This window comes from Aeromonas sp. s7(2024) (genome assembly GCF_040907825.1).
Taxonomy (GTDB): domain Bacteria; phylum Pseudomonadota; class Gammaproteobacteria; order Enterobacterales; family Aeromonadaceae; genus Aeromonas; species Aeromonas veronii.
Window position 1 is genome coordinate 164,431 of the sequence record NZ_JBFOCM010000023.1, and the last position, 17,238, is coordinate 181,668.

The window sequence follows — 17,238 nt, forward strand, 5'->3', positions numbered from 1 at the left end:
AGACGCCCAAACCCTCAGAGGATTACAACCAGGGGGCGGCAGTCGGCCCGTGGTGCAGGCCCAGCTTCCAGACCCGGCCAAAGTGCTTGTAGTGACCGGCCGCGACACCGGCCTTCTCACCCATACCGTGGTAGAGATCTAGGTGCCCCTTCTTCACCGCCCCGCCCACATCCAGCGCAATCAACAGCCGCAGCTGGTGCTTGCCGGTCCAGTTGCCCTCTTTATCGAGCAAAGGGACTTCAGCGAGGATCGGGGTCCCCATCGGCAGCAGGGTCTTGTCGGCAGCGACAGCCGCCAGCGGCAGCAGCGGGATACCGGCGGCGCCGATCACATCATTGGTGGGTCGACGCTCGAAGAAGACATAGGAGGGGTTCTGCTCCACCAGCTCCTTGACGGTCTCCTCCGGTTGACGGTTGGCCCACTCCTTGATGGCCTTCATCGACATCTGCTCTTTGGGCACTTCACCGCGGTCGATCAGTACCCGGCCGATACTGACGTAACCGTGGCCGTTCTTGCCGCTGTAACCCAGATATTGCAGCCGATCGTCATCCCCGTAGTGGACAAAGCCGGAGCCCTGCACATCCATCAGGAAGTTGTCGATAAGGGATTTGCTGTAACCCAGCTCCAGCCCGCGATTGGCCAAGGCCCCCTGATGGATCTCGGCCCGGGTCGGACAGCGATCGCCACATTTGGGCATGGCATAGATGGGATATTTGTACTTGGCATCCGGGCGGTGGCGCACCTCCAGCACCGGCGAGTAGTAACCGGTAAAGAGCACGTTACCCATGCGATCGGCACCGCCCAACTGGGCCAGGCTGATACCGTAACGGGTGATGTCGGCAGGATTGCCGCCGCCCGCCACCCAGCGGGAGAGCTGGTGATAGAGCTCGCCATAACGGCGGGTCATCTTGCCGGAGCGCTCCAATACCAGTCTGCTTTGCGGGCCAAACTTGCTGTAGTCGGCACGCGCACGGCTATTGACCCGCTCCACCCTCACCAGATCCTCTGGCAAGGTCCCGTCCAGATACTGCTTGCCCAGATTTTCCGGCACCTCGCAGTTAAGAAAGCATCTGTTGTCGGTCTGTTTTTTGGGCACTTCTGATTTGTCAGAGTTGCCCGCACAACCGGCCAGTCCCAGCACTGCGGCGGTCAGCCAGTACGCGTGTTTGTTCATATGTCCTCATATAACGCCAAGAGCCATGCTCGGCGGGGAAGATGCCAAATTTGCAGGGGGAAAGCAAACGACATCAATCACTTGAAGCAGGATTTCTCCAAAGGGGATCCGCTGGGTTATAACAAGGTGACAGGATGTGCGAGGTGATGGATGGAACAGCTCGAAATATTCCCGCTGCAGAGCCCCTGCATCGGGGTCTGCGAAGTGAACAACAAAGGCTACTGCAAGGGGTGCCTGCGCAATCGCGAAGAGCGTTTCAACTGGCTCACCATGACCCCTGCCCAGCAACAAGAGGTGATGCGCTTGTGCCGGGATCGCAAACGCCGGGTCGAGGCTGCGCGGCGCAAGGCTCATGAAGGCGATCAACCCGAACCAATACCGCAATCTGGCTGGGATTTCTGACCCGCTCCAAACATCCCTGCAAGCCATATTCCTGCGCTCACGAGACACGACCTATCCTGCATATAAAAAATGCCGCCCGATCTTTCGACCGGGCGGCATTGTCATTGTGATGCGCGTTATGAACGCGGCAGATCAACCAAACAGATGGTGGCTGATGATGAACAGACCACCGGAGAGCAGCATGGTCAACGGCAGGGTCAACACCCAGGCCATCAGGATGGTCTTGATGGTCTGGCTCTGCAGGCCGGATTTGTTGGCTACCATGGTACCCGCCACCGCAGAAGAGAGGATGTGGGTGGTGGACACCGGCATACCAGTCAGACTGGCAACCCCGATGGAGGTAGCAGCAGTGATCTGGGCCGCAATGCCCTGGCTGTAGGTCATGCCGGTGGTGCCGATCTTCTCGCCCACGGTATGGACGATACGACGCCAGCCCACCATGGTGCCGCAACCCAGCGCCAGTGCGATGGAGACGATCACCCAGGTCGGTGCGTATTCAGCGGTCGCGGTCAGATCCTTGCGCCATTTGGCCAGATCGGTCAGCTCCTTGGCGGGCAGCGGCAGCTTGGCAGCCTTGCGGGCGGTGTCATCGATACAGAGCAGCAGACGACGCACTTCGCGGCGGTCAGTCAGGCTCATCTGATCATAAGTACGCACGGCCCCCAGACGGGCATCCAGGGTGGCCATCGCCTGCAGCACGCCATCTGCGGAGCAGTGAGTCATCAGCTCCTCCTGAGCCGTTGCCGGTGCAGAGAAGTTGATGACGCCAGAGAGGGCGGACTGGTTGCGCTGGTAGATCTCCATGATGCGCTGGTTGGCATCCTGGGTCCGGTCCAGATCATAGGCGCGGCTGTTCATGTCCAGCGCGAAATAGGCGGGCGCCATGCAGATCAGCACCAGCATCACCAGACCGATACCCTTCTGGCCATCGTTGGAGCCGTGCACGAAGCTGACGCCCATGGCCGAGGCCACCAGGGTCAGACGCGCCCAGAATGGCGGGTGTTTCTTGCCATCCACCAGCTGGCGCTCTTCCGGCGTTTTGTGGATCTTGTTGCTGGTCCAGATGCGCTTCATCGCCAGCAGCAGCAGCGCCGCGATGATGAAGCCGATGGTGGGAGAGATGATGAGGGAAAGCATGATGTCGATCGCTTTGCCCACGTTGATCCCTTCTGTCACCGGTTTATGGGTGATCCAGGCATAGGCGCCGCCGACCCCCAGAATGGAACCGATCAAGGTATGTGAACTGGAGGCCGGGATCCCGAAGAACCAGGTGCCCAGGTTCCACACAATGGCGGAAAACAGCAAGGAGAAGACCATGATCAACCCTTGGGTGGAGTCCATCCCAAGCAGCAGGTCGATGGGCAGCAGATGGACAATGGCATAGGCCACACCCAGACCGCCGAACATGACGCCAAAAAAGTTGAAGATCCCCGATGCAACGACCGCCAGGTGAGCTGGCATCGCCTTGGTATAGATAACCGTTGCTACCGCGTTGGCGGTATCGTGAAAGCCGTTGATAAATTCATAGGCAAGCACAAAAAAAACGGCCAATACCAAACCGATTGACCACCACAAACCCAAACCACTAAACATTTCAAACATAAAAAAAAGCCTGTTTATGAGTTGCGGCGGATTATGCCAGATGGCGGCCAACACCATAGCCACCATTGAAATATTTCAGCCATAAAAAAAAAGAGCTTTTTGGAAAAAAATATCCTAGAGCCAGTCATCATGCGGCTTGCCATCGATTAATTAAAGCCGCTAATGATTGCGGGAAAGGGCAAAAATAGCTGACAATTAAGCCAATAATTTCATTTTTATGACGTTTTTATGACAGAAAAACGGGCAAAAGTGGTGATAAAACGTCCCTGCCCCGCCAATCTCATCCGACCAGCACCATCAATCCCATATCCGTTTGATTCCAGATGCAAAAAGGGAGCACCTTGTGCTCCCTTGAATCGTTGCCGTGTTGCCAGTTATCAGTCCTGATTGATGCGACTGGCAACGGCGCCCTGTTGGCTCTTGTACTTGGCATTTTCCCGCTTGTTGTAGGGGCGGGCCGCGACGCCGGAGAGCATCTCGAAGTTCAAGGCGCCGATCTTCATCTTCGGACGCAGCGCCAGCGGCAGTTTACCGCCGTTGTAGAACTCCAGCACGATGCGACCGGACCAACCCGGATCGATCCGGTGCGCCGTCACGTGCACCATCAAACCCAGGCGCGCCAATGAAGAGCGGCCATCCAGCCAGCCGACGATATCGGCAGGCAGGGTGACGGATTCGTAGGTCACCGCCAGCGCCAGCTGACCCGGGTGCAGGTAGAAGGCTTCACCATCGGGGATGTGGATCTCGTCACTCATCACCCGATCGATGGCATCGGCCATCTCGCTGCTCGGGCCGCTCAGGTCGATATAGGGCGCGGTATGATCGCGAAACACCCGAAACTCGTTACCCAGCAGCACATCGACACTGACACCACTGATCCGCTCTACCCCGGGCCGTGGCTCAATGACGATCTTGCCTTCATCCAGATGGCGTTCAATATCGGTATCACACAGACGCATTGGGCGACTCTCCTGACAAATTGTGCTTTTAAAAAAGCCGGGCATCACCCGGCTTGTTTCATCTTAACCAATCAACATGTGGCGGATACGCGCTTTGAGCATGTCGATGGCGATGCGGTTCTTGCCACCACGGGGCACGATCACATCGGCATACTGTTTGGACGGCTCGATAAACTGCAGGAACATCGGACGCACTGTCTTCTGGTACTGCTTGAGCACGGAGTCCATGGTACGGCCACGCTCTTGCACATCACGCACCAGACGGCGCAGCAGGCAGATGTCGAGCGGGGTATCCATGAAGATGGAGGCATCCATCAGATCCCGCAGACGGCTGTCGGTCAGCAGCAGGATCCCTTCCAGAATGATCACCCGGCGCGGCGCAAACGGGGTCACTTCGCTCATCCGGGTGTGTTCAGTGTAGGAGTACTGGGGAATGGCAACCGCGTCACCTTTGACCAGCTGGCTCAGGTGCTGTACCAGCAAGTCGTGATCCAGCGCGTTGGGGTGGTCATAGTTAGTCTTGACCCGCTCTTCCATGGTCAGGTGGGTCTGATCACGGTAGTAGCAATCTTCGGTGATCACACCAATCTGACCTGCGCCCAGTTCGGCCACCAGCTCTTCATAAATGGTCTGGGCTATAAGACTTTTGCCAGACGCAGATGCGCCCGCAATACCGATGATCACACACGAATGTTGAGTATCAGACATGACAAATACCTAAAAGAGAAGAGCAGTGGGGATGGTTTAAACCGATCCATTATATAAAAAAGGGTGGGTCATGCCCACCCTCAATTCCCTTTCAAGTGACCGACCGCTGATTATTCATCCAGCGCCATGGCATAGAGGGGGGTCGCAATCGGTTTTGCGCTGAAAAAGAGTTCAGCCCCTACCCTGCGCGCCAGCTTCAAATAGGCCTGAGCCAGGCTCCCTTCCGGTGCACCGAACACCGTCGGGCAGCCATCATCCATGTGTTGGCGGATGTCGATGTGCAGCGGCAACTGGCCAAGCAGCGCCACTTGATACTGCTCTGCCATCTTCTGACCGCCACCGGTACCGAACAGCGGCTCATGATGACCGCAGGCGCTGCAGACGTGATAACTCATGTTCTCGATGATGCCGAGCACCGGCACATTGACCTTGTTGAACATGGCGATCCCCTTGCGGGCATCGGCCAGCGCCACATCCTGCGGGGTTGTGACGATCACCGCCGCCGACGTCGGCACCTGCTGGGCCATGGTGAGCTGGATATCGCCAGTGCCCGGCGGCATGTCGACCACCAGATAATCCACCTCGCCCCAGCGGGTCTCATGAAGGATCTGCGCCAGCGCCTTGCTCGCCATCGGGCCACGCCAGATGGTGGCATCCTGCTCGGAGACCAGATAGCCGATGCTGTTGCTCTTGAGGCCGCAGGCCATCACCGGCTCCATCAGCTTGCCGTCATGGCTGACCGGACGCTCCTTGAGGGTGCCCATCATGGTGGGAATGGAAGGGCCATAGATATCGGCATCGAGAATGGCGACCCGCGCCCCCTCTTTTTGCAGCGCCAGCGCCAGGTTGACCGCGGTGGTGGATTTGCCCACCCCCCCCTTGCCGGAAGCAACCACGATGATGTTGCGAATGCCCTGCACGGCATTGAGGCCCTGGGCCCGTGGCATGCTGGCGACGTCAATCTCCAGTGCCCAGTCGATACGGGCGGCACCGCTGGTGCTGCGCAGCCTGGCATCGTAGTTCTCTTTGAGCTGATCGAGCAGCGAGAGACCGGCAAACGGCAAGACCAGCCGGATAGTGAGCCCCTGACCCTGATTGATGATCTCGCGAACGAATCCGGCATCCACCAGATCCTTGTGCCAGCCAGCTGGCTTAAATTCGGCGAGGATCTGTTTTACTGAATCAATCACCATTAACTCCTCATTATCTTGTCATTATCTTGAGGTGAACGGTTACCGCACACAAATCAGTGGCTTGCCTGCCATCGTAACAGCAGGTGCTGCCAAGGTTGGCATAGCCACAACCCTAGGCAGGCTACCCCCAATTCGGGTAACATGCACGGCACTCTATCATCCCAACAAGCACATCAAGAACGTAATATGGCAACTGATCCTCGTAAAATGCTGGTAACCTGCGCCCTCCCCTATGCCAATGGCTCCATCCATCTTGGCCACATGCTGGAACATATCCAGGCCGATATCTGGGTTCGTTATCAGCGAATGCGCGGTCATCAGGTGCACTTCATCTGTGCCGATGATGCCCACGGCACCCCGATCATGCTCAAGGCACAGCAGATGGGGATCACCCCGGAAGAGATGATTGCCGCTGTCTCCAAGGAGCACCAGGCCGATTTCGCCGGGTTCAACATCAGCTTTGACAACTATCACTCCACCCACAGCGACGAGAACCGCGAGCTGGCGGAGCTGATCTATGGCCGCCTGAAAAATGGTGGCTTTATCAAGAGCCGCACCATCTCCCAGCTGTTCGATCCGGAAAAATCCATGTTCCTGCCGGACCGTTTCGTCAAGGGTACCTGCCCCAAGTGCAAGTCTCCGGAGCAGTATGGCGACAACTGTGACAGCTGTGGTGCCACCTACAGCCCGACTGAGCTTATCGATCCGAAATCTGCCGTCTCCGGCGCCACCCCGGTGATGAAGGACTCAGAACACTTCTTCTTCGATCTGCCGCAGTTTGAAAAATGGCTGGCAGAGTGGGTACGCGGCTCCGGCGCCATCCAGGAAGAGATGGCCAACAAGATGCAGGAGTGGTTCGAAAGCGGCCTGCAGCAGTGGGACATCACCCGTGACGCCCCCTACTTCGGTTTCGAAATTCCCGGCGCCCCGGGCAAGTACTTCTACGTCTGGCTGGATGCCCCCATCGGTTACATGGCCTCTTTCAAGAACCTGTGCAACAAGCGTGGCGACATCGACTTTGACAGCTACTGGAAAGCGGACTCCGACGCCGAGCTCTACCACTTCATCGGTAAAGATATTGCCTACTTCCACTGCCTGTTCTGGCCGTCCATGCTGGAAGGTGCCAACTTCCGCAAGCCGACCAAGGTTAACGTGCACGGTTATGTGACCGTCAACGGCGCCAAGATGTCCAAGTCCAAGGGCACCTTTATCAAGGCATCCACCTACCTGAACCACCTGGATCCGGAGTGCCTGCGTTACTACTACGCCGCCAAGCTCAACAGCCGCATCGACGATCTGGACCTGAACCTCGAAGATTTCGTGCAGCGCGTCAACGCTGACGTGGTCAACAAGCTGGTCAACCTCGCCTCCCGCAACGCCGGTTTTATTGCCAAGCGTTTTGGCGGCAAGCTGGCTGCCACCTGCGCCGAACCCGAACTCTACGCCGAATTCGCCAACGCCCGTACCGCTATTGCGGAAGCCTATGAGAGCCGCGAATTCAGCCGCGCCATCCGCGAGATCATGGCGCTGGCCGACAAGGCCAACCGCTATGTGGACGACAAAGCTCCCTGGGTTATCGCCAAGCAGGAAGGGGCAGATGCCGAGCTGCAGGCGGTCTGCTCCGTTGGCATCAACCTGTTCCGCGTGCTGATGGCCTACCTCAAGCCCGTCATGCCGCTGCTGGCCGAACGTGCCGAAACCTTCCTGGCCGAAACCCTCAGCTGGGATGGCATCGAGATGCCGCTGGTCAATCACACCGTTGCGCCGTTCAAGGCCCTCTTCTCCCGCATCGAGCCGGCGAAGATTGAAGCCATGATCGAAGCATCCAAGGAAGACCTGGCCAAGGAGCAGGCACCGAAAGTGACCGGCCCGCTGGCTGATGACCCCATCAGCGAAACCATCACCTATGACGATTTTGCCAAGATTGACCTGCGCGTCGCGCTGATCAAGAAGGCCGAAGCGGTACCGGAAGCCGAGAAGCTGCTCAAGCTGCAACTGGATATCGGCGGCGAAACCCGTCAGGTGTTTGCCGGTATCAAGTCCGCCTACAACCCGGAAGATCTGGAAGGCAAGCTGACCGTGATGGTGGCCAACCTGGCCCCGCGCAAGATGCGTTTTGGCATGTCCGAAGGCATGGTGCTGGCCGCAGGCCCGGGCGGCAAGGATCTCTGGATCCTGGAGCCGCAGGAAGGCGCCCAGCCAGGCATGCGCGTCAAGTAAGCGTATCGCTGACTGCGACCACAGCCAGATAGAGAAGAGAGGCCAAACGGCCTCTCTTTTTTGTCTCACCTGTTTGGCCTGGATAGCTTTTGTAGATGCTGGTCGCGGATGACTTTCGTAGATTGCGGCCTCGGGGCTATCCACCACCGGGATTCACGGGAGATGCATTTTGTCCTGAATACCTGACCAGCCGACTTGGCATGTCATCCACGTTGTGGCCTGCCTGCATCGCCAGTTTGAGCGCCACCAGCTCCGCCTGCTGGCAGTCCAGTTGACGCAAACGGGTGGTGATCTTCCCCATCAACTGCTGCCGCAGTTTCGTCTGCTTGTGGGTGCCCCCCTGTTCTGCTCGCAACCTCCGCCGCCATTGACGCCAATCCTGCAACTGGCCGAGTCGCTCCTGCCAGTGAGTCAGAGTGCTCAACCAGCCGGGATCCCCACTCCCCAGATCCAGCAACAGTTCCACGCCATAACGGGCCTGCTTGATCTCGAGGCGTAGCCGATGCCAGCGGCGCAACTGTTGCTGACGGGTGCTGGCCGATTTCCCAACGCAGGGAATAGGTTCATCGAGAGCACTTTGCGCCTCATCAAGGCGCAGGGCCAAATGCTGCTGATAGAGGAACGCCAATGCCCGCGCATCCGGCACCTGCGCCACCGCCGCAAGCCAGCGGGCCAGTCGCCGCGACAACAGGGGCACGCGACAGGCAGATTTGTGGGTATTAACAGTGCTGGCAGGCGGCTTGCCAAAACGCTCGGCGTAGACCTGAGCATCCCGCAGCGCCGAGAGCCGCCCGACCGAGCGCAGCAGACGCCGCTCCAGCTCGGGATGATAGGTGAGTGGTCGCCACAGGGCGAGCAGTGCCAGCAAGCGGCGCGCCGCGATACGGTAGCCATGCACGGCCGGTTCGCTGGCCTCTTCGCGCACCGCCCGCGCCGCCTCCTGATAACGGGCGACCCAGCTTGTTGCCTGAGTCAGCAACAGACCTTCCTTGTCAGCGTCCATCTCGTCTCCGCCCCTTCAGTTGGTGTGAAAGCCCTGACCGGTGGGCGGCAGCGCCTCTTCATACTCCATCCGGGTCACCCGAGCGGTGCGCGGGCCATGCTCCAGCCAGCCCAGCATCATCTGTACCCCCTGCGCGGGGCCGCTGATGAGGATCTCCACCGAGCCATCCTCCAGGTTGTAGGCATGGCCCCGCAAACCCAGTTGCAGCGCCCGCTCACGGGTGAAATAGCGAAATCCCACCCCCTGCACCTGCCCCCACACCCGAATGACAAACGATTGCTCTCCCATTTCTCACACCTTCCGCTTAAGAAAAAATTTCCCGAGACGATAATGTGCCCGACACTCTATCTCTGCAGGATGCAGCTCCATTATGAAAGAAGTTAAATTCCGGTGGGTTGACCGCTATCTCATTCACCTCACCATCAGTGAAAAATTCCATATCGCGTTCTGGTTACCTCTCTTCATCATCGCCTTCCTCAGCTGGTACATGCTGGCGGCCAGCCATCAGCAGGAGATCTCCCTGCGGGTAGCGCAGTTGCAACAACGGGTCGAGACCACGGCGCAGCTGGTCAGCCAGCAGCCCACTCTGGTATTGCCTGCTGATCTGCGTCTGACCCGGCAAGGCAGCAGCGGGTTGCAGCAGCAAGGGGATCACTACCTCTTTACCGCGCCAGCAGGTCAGGCAGGCTACGTCACCGGTGATCTCGATACCGGCAACCTCTCCATGTGGGAGGGTCAGGGCTCGACCCTGCTCCTGATCGGCGCGCTGGCTGCCCTGATGGCACTGGTGATCCACTACATGATGACCTTTGTCTCCGGTGCGCTCTACTCCACCAACAAGGCGCTGCAAACCGTGGCGGACGGGGATCTAACCTTCCGTCTCAACTTCTTCCCGGTGCGGGATGAGTTCTCCACCCTGGCGGGCAGCATCGACCGATTTACCGACCGCCAGCACCAGATCGTCAAACTGGTGGAGGAGTCTGCCGAAGCGCTGACCATGGCCGCCGACGAGTTTCGTGACCATGCCCGCGAAGGCGAGAGCATGGCGCGTTCCCAGCGCCAGCACATGGATTCACTGGCCACTGCCATGGAGCAGATGTCGGCGGCGATCCGCGAAGTAGCGCGCAATGCCAACAACACCCTGCTGCAGACCCGCCAGTCGAGCGAAGAGGCAGCCAATGGCGCCAACCGGGTAGCCCGCACCATCGAAGCGATCCGCACCCTGGCCGACGAGATTGGCAATGCCTCCGGCGCAGTCGAGCGCCTGACCCACAACGCCAACCGGATCAACGAGGTGGTCAACGTCATCAACGCCATCTCCCAGCAGACCAACTTGCTGGCACTTAACGCCGCCATCGAAGCGGCCCGTGCCGGTGAGCAGGGTCGCGGCTTTGCGGTGGTGGCAGATGAAGTGCGTACTCTCGCCAGCCGTACCCAGCAAGCGACGGTGGAGATCCAGCAGATGATCGAAGAGCTGCAGACCGGTACCGGGGCGCTGAACGAGATCATGGAGAAAACCGTGGGGCGTGCCGCCAGCAGCCAGCAGCTCATCAGCGAAGTGGGGCTAGATATCGAAAAACTGAGCAACCACAGCGATGCGGTGCTGGAGATGAGCACCCAGATCGCCACCTCCAGCGAGGAGCAGAGCTCGGTCGCCGCCGAGATCACCCACAATCTGGATCAGGTGCGCCATGAAGCGGCGCAGGTGGAGGAGTCTGCCAGTGCCTCGGTAGCCGGCACACAAGGGCTGAAAGCCACCGCCAGCGAACTGACCCAGGCACTCAAGGGGATTAAACTCTGACCGTATGAGGTGTCAGATCAGGGCAACCCCATCCATTACACAGGGTTGTTTGAGTTTTACCTGCGGGCCACATAGAATGTGGCCCCTTTTCTTTCTACCATCGGCAAACATCCATGAGCGCTTCCATCTATCTCGTCAAAGGCCGCGAAAAATCCCTGCTGCGTCGCCATCCCTGGATCTTCTCCAAGGGGATTGAGCGGGTTCAGGGCAACCCCATTGACGGCGATACCGTCGAGATCTATGCCAACGATGGCAAGTGGCTCGCCCGTGGCGCCTGGTCAGGCAGCTCCCAGATCCGTGCCCGGGTCTGGACCTTCGACAAGGATGAAACCGTCGATCTCGACTTCTTTATCCGTCGTCTCAAATATGCGCAGGAGTCTCGCGATCCGCTGATCAAGCGTCAGGGCCTCACCGGCTATCGCCTCTGCGCCGCCGAATCCGACGGCCTGCCGGGTCTGACCATCGACCGTTATGCCGATTTTCTGGTGTGCCAGATCCTCTCAGCCGGTGCCGAGTTCCAGCGTGAGCTGATCACGCAAGCACTGCGTACCCTCTACCCAGAATGCAGCATCTATGAGCGCTCCGACGTGGCAGTGCGCAAGAAGGAAGGGCTGAAAGAGCGCACCGGCGTCATCTATGGCGAGACCCCGAACGAGCCGGTCGTCATCGAGGAGAATGGCGGCGTCAAGATCCTGGTAGACATTCGCAACGGTCACAAAACCGGTTTCTATCTGGATCAGCGGGACAACCGTCAGGCTGCCGCCAAGTACACCGAAGGCAAGCGGGTGCTCAACTGCTTCTGCTACACCGGCGGTTTTGGCGTTTATGCCCTCAAGGGCGGCGCCAAGGAAGTGGTCAACGTCGATCTATCCCAGAATGCGCTGGATATCGCCCGCCAGAATGCCGAGCTGAACGGGCTGGATACCAGCAACACCCAGTTTGTCCGTCACGACGTCTTCAAGCTGCTGCGTGAATACCGCGAGAAAGGCGAGAAGTTCGACGTCATCGTGCTGGATCCGCCCAAGTTCGCCGAGAGCAAGGCCCAGCTGCTGGGTGCCTGCCGAGGCTACAAGGACATCAATATGCTGGCGTTCCAGCTGCTGGCGCCGGGTGGCGTGCTGCTGACCTACTCCTGCTCCGGCCTGATGGAGCAGAGCCTGTTCCAGAAGATCGTCGCCGATGCGGCGCTCGATGCCGGTCGCGATGCCCAGATCCTGGAGCTGCTCTCCCAGGCCTCTGATCACCCCATCGGTACCGCCTATCCGGAAGGCTTCTACCTCAAGGGTCTGGTGGTACGCGCCCGCTGATCGGCAACCACCCTCCCCTTGTGATCAATCAGGCCCCTTGCGGGCCTGATTGTTTTGCATCGCGCCGTATAAACCTGAGCCTGACGCTCGCCCCGATGACCACCCTCTCTGCTTTATTCGCGTTCCTTCTCCTCCTCTTTTGCTGCCAGCGCCCCACTTCTTCTCTGTTTAAATTACTTTGCACAATAACTGCACATTTATGATTTAAATCACATCCGTATGACTCTCTTTTCCGTAGTGTGATCCCGCCTGCGGCAGCCGAGCCGGGGCAACCGTCCCGTCAGGATTGATGGGCGGTACAACAACAAAATCGATGTCAGGCCAAGCTGAACATCACAAGGGATCCCGTTATGAATCAATCATTGCCGCTGTTAACGCCGCTGCGGGGCATCGCTGCCCTGATGGTGGTGCTGTTCCATGCCCGATTATTGCTCTTTCCCCAGTGGATGGAGCCGATCGCAAGCCACACCCAACTCATCGAGAACGGCTACCTCTGGGTCGATCTGTTCTTTATTTTGAGCGGCGTGGTGCTGGCCCATGTCTATGGCGAGGCCTTCACCCGCACGCCCCGCACCGTGGGCTATGGCCGCTTTCTCTGGCTGCGGCTGACCCGCGTCTACCCCCTCTACCTGGTAACCCTGCTGTTGCTGGTCGGCTGGGAGCTTTACAAGGCGCAGCACGGGGTGGGTTTCTACGCCGGCCCCTTGTTCAAGATGTGGGAGTGGGAAGGGATGCCCCCCTTCGGCTCCCCCTTCACCCCGGCCGAGGCGCTGCCGAGCGCCTTCCTGCTGCTGCAGGTGGTGACCGATCACGGGCTGACCTGGAACTTCGCCGCCTGGTCGCTCAGCGTGGAGTGGATCAGCTACCTGCTGTTCCCGCTGCTGATTCCGCTGGCGGTCACCCGCAGTCGCTGGAGCCATCTCGCCCCCCTGCTGGCGCTGACGGTGCTGGCCTTTATCGTGCACAGTCGCGGCACCCTGGATGTCACCAGCGGCGCGCTGGCGGTGGGGCGCGGGGTGAGTGAATTTGTGCTCGGCCTCTGGCTGCTGCCGAGGGTCAAGGCCGCGCAAGGCTTGCCCATGATGAAGCGAGATCTGCCGCTGCTGGTCGCCTTTGTGCTGCCCTTCGCGCTGATGCAGTTCACTATGACGCCACCACTGACACTGCTGCTGATCGGCTCCTACGTGCTGCTGATCTGGATTGCCGCCTGCCAGGGCGATCGCCAAAGCCCGCTGCTACGCCTCCTGGATAACCGCTTCACCAACTGGCTGGGGGATCTCTCCTACTCCATCTACCTGCTCCATGCGCTGGTGCTGCTCACCGGTTGCGAGCTCATCCACTATCTGGCGCCGGGGATCACCGAGTGGTGGTATGGCCAGACCAACCCGCTGCTGGGGGTGGTAGCAACCTTGCTGATGCTGGCGGTGCTGATCGGGCTCTCGGCGCTGAGCTACAACCTGCTGGAGCGGCCACTGCAACGGCGCCTGCGCCGCTGGGGCAAGGCTCGCCAGCCGGTGCTGGAGCAAGCTGGCTAACCCGTTTTCGCCAACTGATAGCCCCGCAGAGGTCAAGCCAACCTCTGCGGGCAAATCCGCGAGTGCTCTCCCCCTGCCGATAATTGAGTGGCTCAAGCCAGCGCTCTACTCCCTTACCTTTCACCCGCCAATCCCCTTCGCTTTGTGTGAATTCCTGTTCGAACCGGAGGGGGCATTTGTGGCATAATGCCCTGTCCTGTGGCCCTTGGCGGGGCTGTGTTGGCGCATCTGTCGCCTCTTCTTCCCCGTCCTACCCGGCAGCCCTGCGTGACTGCCTGACATCACTGCTTCCAGAAGCAGCCAAGGCCACCTATTTTTGCGGCTCTTTACATGACGGTAGATGGCCGCGCATTGACCAAGATGGCTCCCGCAGAGCCTCTGCACACGGTGCACAAACAAGGGGTAAGTATGTCTTCCATTCGTCTGACCCAATACAGCCACGGCGCTGGCTGTGGCTGCAAAATCTCTCCCAAGGTGCTCGACACCATTCTCAAGAGCCAGATCCCGGGCTTCAACGACCCGACCCTGATCGTTGGCAACAGCAGCAAGGATGACGCGGCCGTGGTCGATATCGGCAACGGTCAGGGCATTGTCTCCACCACCGACTTCTTCATGCCCATCGTCGATGACCCCTTCACCTTTGGCCGCATTGCCGCCACCAATGCCATCAGCGATATCTACGCCATGGGTGGCAAGCCCATCGTTGCCATCGCCATCCTCGGCTGGCCCATCAATACCCTGGCGCCGGAAGTGGCCCAGCAGGTGATCGACGGCGGCCGTCAGGTGTGCCACGAAGCGGGCATTTCACTGGCTGGTGGTCACAGTATCGATGCCCCCGAGCCCATCTTCGGCCTCGCGGTCACCGGTATCGTGCCTCTGAATGCCATCAAGCAGAACGACACCGCCAAAGTGGGTGACATCCTCTATCTGACCAAGCCCCTCGGTATCGGTATCCTCACCACCGCCCAGAAGAAGGGCAAGCTGAAGCCTGAACACGAGCAGCTGGCCCCCAACGCCATGTGCACCCTCAACAAGATCGGTCAACGCTTTGCCGAGCTGCCGGGTGTGCACGCCATGACCGACGTCACCGGTTTTGGTCTGGCTGGCCATCTGCTGGAGATGTGCGAAGGATCCAATGTCAGCGCCCGCCTCGACTTCAAGGCGCTGCCGCTACTGGACGAGGTGGATTACTACCTGAGTGAGGGCTGCGTTCCGGGCGGTACCCTGCGCAACCATGACTCCTACGGCCACAAGCTGGATGCCATGGACGATCGCACCCGCAACATCATGTGTGATCCGCAAACCAGCGGCGGCCTGCTGGTCGCCGTGGGTAAAGAGAGCGAAGCCGAGCTGCTCGCCATCGCGCAAGAGGCTGGCATTGCGCTCTCGCCCATCGGCCAGATCAAGCCCCTTGAGGGCTCCCGCTTTATCGAGATTGTCCAATGAGTGAATTGCCACTGGCCACGGACTACGCCCAACTCTTTTTGGACGATGTGCCGTTGATTGATGTGCGCGCCCCCATCGAGTTCAAGGAGGGGGCCTTCCCCTGCTCGACCAGCCTGCCCTTGATGACAGACGATGAGCGCGCCCAGGTGGGGACCTGCTTCAAGAAGCAGGGGCAGGCCGCCGCCATTGAGCTTGGACACAAGCTGGTGGGGGGAGCAGTACGTGCCGAACGTATCGAAGGCTGGCTGGCGCAGTTGCGCAAGCAGCCCGATGCCGTGCTCTACTGCTTTCGCGGCGGCCTGCGCTCGCAAACCGTACAACAGTGGCTGGTTGAAGCGGGGGTGACTCGCCCCCGCGTCGCCGGTGGCTACAAGGAGCTGCGCCGCTTCCTGATCGACACCCAGGACAAGGCCTCTGCCGAGTGCCGCTGGACTGTGCTGACCGGCATGACCGGCTCCGGCAAGACCCATATGCTGGACCACGTGGCCCAAGCGCTCGATCTGGAAGGACACGCCCATCACAGGGGCTCGTCGTTTGGTCAACTGCCCGGCGGCCAGCCCAGCAACATCAATTTTGAAAACAACATGGCCATCGAACTGTTCAAGCGCCGCCATCAGGGCGAGCATGCCTTCGTGGTCGAAGATGAGAGTCGCCTGATCGGCCGCTGCTGCCTGCCCCTCTCCCTCCATGAGGCCATGAGTCAGGCACCGCTGGTGGTGGTAGATGTACCGCAGATCGATCGGGCCGAGCAGATCCGCGAAGATTACGTGCACGATCTCTGGCTGCGCTATCAAGCCATGTATGGCCAAGAAGAGGGATGGCCGCTGTTTGTTGCCTACCTCACCGATGCGTTGGCCCGTCTCAAGCGCCGCCTCGGCGATCAGGCCCACCGCGAGCTGGATGCCCTGATGCAGACCGCCCTCACCGAGCAGGAAAAAAACGGCGATACCGCGCAGCATCTGGCCTGGATCACCCTGCTGCTGACCCGCTACTACGACCCCATGTATCTCTACCAGCTTGGCAACAAGCAGGAGCGCATCGTGTTTCGCGGTGACAAACAGTCCTGTCTCGACTATTTCGCCGAGCAGCATGCCAGCGCGCTGCGCGGCTGACCCATCCCAAGAGAGGAACTCTATGTTGAAATTCGAGGTGATCCCGGTCACCCAGTTCGCCCAGAACTGCTCCCTCATCTGGTGTGACGAGACCCATCAGGCCGCCCTGATCGATCCGGGCGGCGAAGCGGACAAACTGCTGGCTGCCATCGCCAAGCGCGGCCTGACCCTGACTCATATCCTGCTGACCCACGGTCATCTGGATCACGTTGGTGCCGCCGCCGAGCTGCGGGAAAAAACCGGCGTCGCCATTACCGGCCCCCACAAGGAGGACGCCTTCTGGCTCGACATGCTGCCCCAGCAGAGCCAGATGTTCGGCTTCGCCCATACCCCCGCGTTCACGCCGGATCGCTGGCTGGAGCAGGGTGACAAGGTGCAGGTTGGCCAGTGCGAGCTGGATGTCTACTTCTGCCCAGGCCACACCCCGGGCCATATCGTGCTGCTCTCCCAAACCGAGCAGCTCGCCTGGGTTGGCGACGTGCTGTTTGCCGGTAGCATAGGCCGCACCGACTTCCCCCGTGGCGATCACGCGACTCTGATTAAGTCGATCACCGAGACCCTGCTGCCGCTGGGGGACGAAATCGTCTTTATCTCGGGCCATGGTCCCAGCTCCACCTTCGGCCGCGAGAAGGTGAACAACCCCTACCTGACCCAGCCTATCTGGTGATCAAAAAAGCAGCGGTGTTAGCCGCTGCCTTTTCTATTTTCATTCTTTTTCATTTTCCATTCCGAGCCATCTGGCCCCGCGCTGATTCGTCGTTTTCTCCAGACCGGCA

Annotated in this window: 15 protein-coding genes; 8 read left to right on the top strand and 7 right to left on the bottom strand. The window is 59.6% G+C overall.

Annotated features, from left to right (window positions below; translation table 11 throughout):
- Positions 1–22: 22 nt before the first annotated feature.
- Positions 23–1,174, bottom strand: a complete 1,152-nt coding sequence (mltA, locus tag AB5Y73_RS10475) for a murein transglycosylase A (RefSeq protein ID WP_107683005.1) — start codon at positions 1,172–1,174, stop codon at positions 23–25.
- 150 nt (positions 1,175–1,324) lie between these two features.
- On the opposite strand from mltA, the gene AB5Y73_RS10480 reads away from it, so the two are divergent.
- Positions 1,325–1,576 carry a DUF1289 domain-containing protein gene (locus AB5Y73_RS10480; protein ID WP_040065610.1) on the top strand — a complete coding sequence of 84 codons (252 nt, stop codon included), beginning with the start codon at positions 1,325–1,327 and terminating at the stop codon, positions 1,574–1,576.
- A gap of 132 nt (positions 1,577–1,708) precedes the next feature.
- Here the strand turns inward: AB5Y73_RS10480 and AB5Y73_RS10485 are convergent, their stop codons facing one another.
- The 4 genes from AB5Y73_RS10485 to apbC form a co-directional block, all read right to left on the bottom strand.
- On the bottom strand, positions 1,709–3,178 hold the full coding sequence (locus AB5Y73_RS10485) for an inorganic phosphate transporter (protein WP_107683006.1): 1,470 nt from the start codon (positions 3,176–3,178) through the stop codon (positions 1,709–1,711).
- A gap of 377 nt (positions 3,179–3,555) precedes the next feature.
- Positions 3,556–4,137 (bottom strand): dCTP deaminase, encoded by a 582-nt coding sequence (dcd, locus tag AB5Y73_RS10490; protein WP_005336719.1) that lies wholly within the window; start codon positions 4,135–4,137, stop codon positions 3,556–3,558.
- A 63-nt stretch (positions 4,138–4,200) separates the two neighbouring features.
- Positions 4,201–4,845 carry a uridine kinase gene (gene udk, locus AB5Y73_RS10495; protein WP_005345570.1) on the bottom strand — a complete coding sequence of 215 codons (645 nt, stop codon included), beginning with the start codon at positions 4,843–4,845 and terminating at the stop codon, positions 4,201–4,203.
- A gap of 110 nt (positions 4,846–4,955) precedes the next feature.
- The gene (apbC, locus tag AB5Y73_RS10500; RefSeq protein ID WP_118853855.1) at positions 4,956–6,038 is read right to left on the bottom strand and encodes an iron-sulfur cluster carrier protein ApbC; all 1,083 of its coding nucleotides are present in this window, start codon (positions 6,036–6,038) and stop codon (positions 4,956–4,958) included.
- 186 nt (positions 6,039–6,224) lie between these two features.
- Between apbC and metG the strand changes: the two genes are divergently transcribed.
- A complete protein-coding gene (gene metG, locus AB5Y73_RS10505; RefSeq protein ID WP_118853856.1) occupies positions 6,225–8,258 on the top strand; it encodes a methionine--tRNA ligase in 2,034 nt (677 codons plus the stop codon).
- Positions 8,259–8,394: 136 nt separating this feature from the next.
- Here metG and AB5Y73_RS10510 read toward each other — a convergent pair whose 3' ends face one another.
- The gene (locus AB5Y73_RS10510; RefSeq protein WP_118853857.1) at positions 8,395–9,261 is read right to left on the bottom strand and encodes a CHAD domain-containing protein; all 867 of its coding nucleotides are present in this window, start codon (positions 9,259–9,261) and stop codon (positions 8,395–8,397) included.
- A 15-nt stretch (positions 9,262–9,276) separates the two neighbouring features.
- The gene (locus AB5Y73_RS10515) at positions 9,277–9,549 is read right to left on the bottom strand and encodes an acylphosphatase (protein ID WP_005345583.1); all 273 of its coding nucleotides are present in this window, start codon (positions 9,547–9,549) and stop codon (positions 9,277–9,279) included.
- An 82-nt stretch (positions 9,550–9,631) separates the two neighbouring features.
- On the opposite strand from AB5Y73_RS10515, the gene AB5Y73_RS10520 reads away from it, so the two are divergent.
- From AB5Y73_RS10520 to AB5Y73_RS10545, 6 genes are all read left to right on the top strand, one after another.
- Positions 9,632–11,062 carry a methyl-accepting chemotaxis protein gene (locus tag AB5Y73_RS10520; protein WP_118853858.1) on the top strand — a complete coding sequence of 477 codons (1,431 nt, stop codon included), beginning with the start codon at positions 9,632–9,634 and terminating at the stop codon, positions 11,060–11,062.
- A 113-nt stretch (positions 11,063–11,175) separates the two neighbouring features.
- Positions 11,176–12,369: a class I SAM-dependent methyltransferase gene (locus tag AB5Y73_RS10525; RefSeq protein ID WP_005336736.1), complete on the top strand. Its 1,194-nt coding sequence runs from the start codon at positions 11,176–11,178 to the stop codon at positions 12,367–12,369.
- Between the two features lie 350 nt (positions 12,370–12,719).
- Positions 12,720–13,904, top strand: a complete 1,185-nt coding sequence (locus tag AB5Y73_RS10530; RefSeq protein WP_181497324.1) for an acyltransferase — start codon at positions 12,720–12,722, stop codon at positions 13,902–13,904.
- 408 nt (positions 13,905–14,312) lie between these two features.
- A complete protein-coding gene (selD, locus tag AB5Y73_RS10535; protein ID WP_107683014.1) occupies positions 14,313–15,350 on the top strand; it encodes a selenide, water dikinase SelD in 1,038 nt (345 codons plus the stop codon).
- Entirely contained in the window at positions 15,347–16,462 is a 1,116-nt protein-coding gene (mnmH, locus tag AB5Y73_RS10540) for a tRNA 2-selenouridine(34) synthase MnmH (protein WP_181497325.1), read from the top strand. The genes selD and mnmH overlap by 4 nt, the downstream gene beginning before the upstream one ends.
- 22 nt (positions 16,463–16,484) lie before the next feature.
- Positions 16,485–17,129, top strand: a complete 645-nt coding sequence (locus AB5Y73_RS10545; protein WP_118853860.1) for an MBL fold metallo-hydrolase — start codon at positions 16,485–16,487, stop codon at positions 17,127–17,129.
- The last annotated feature ends 109 nt before the right edge of the window (positions 17,130–17,238 follow it).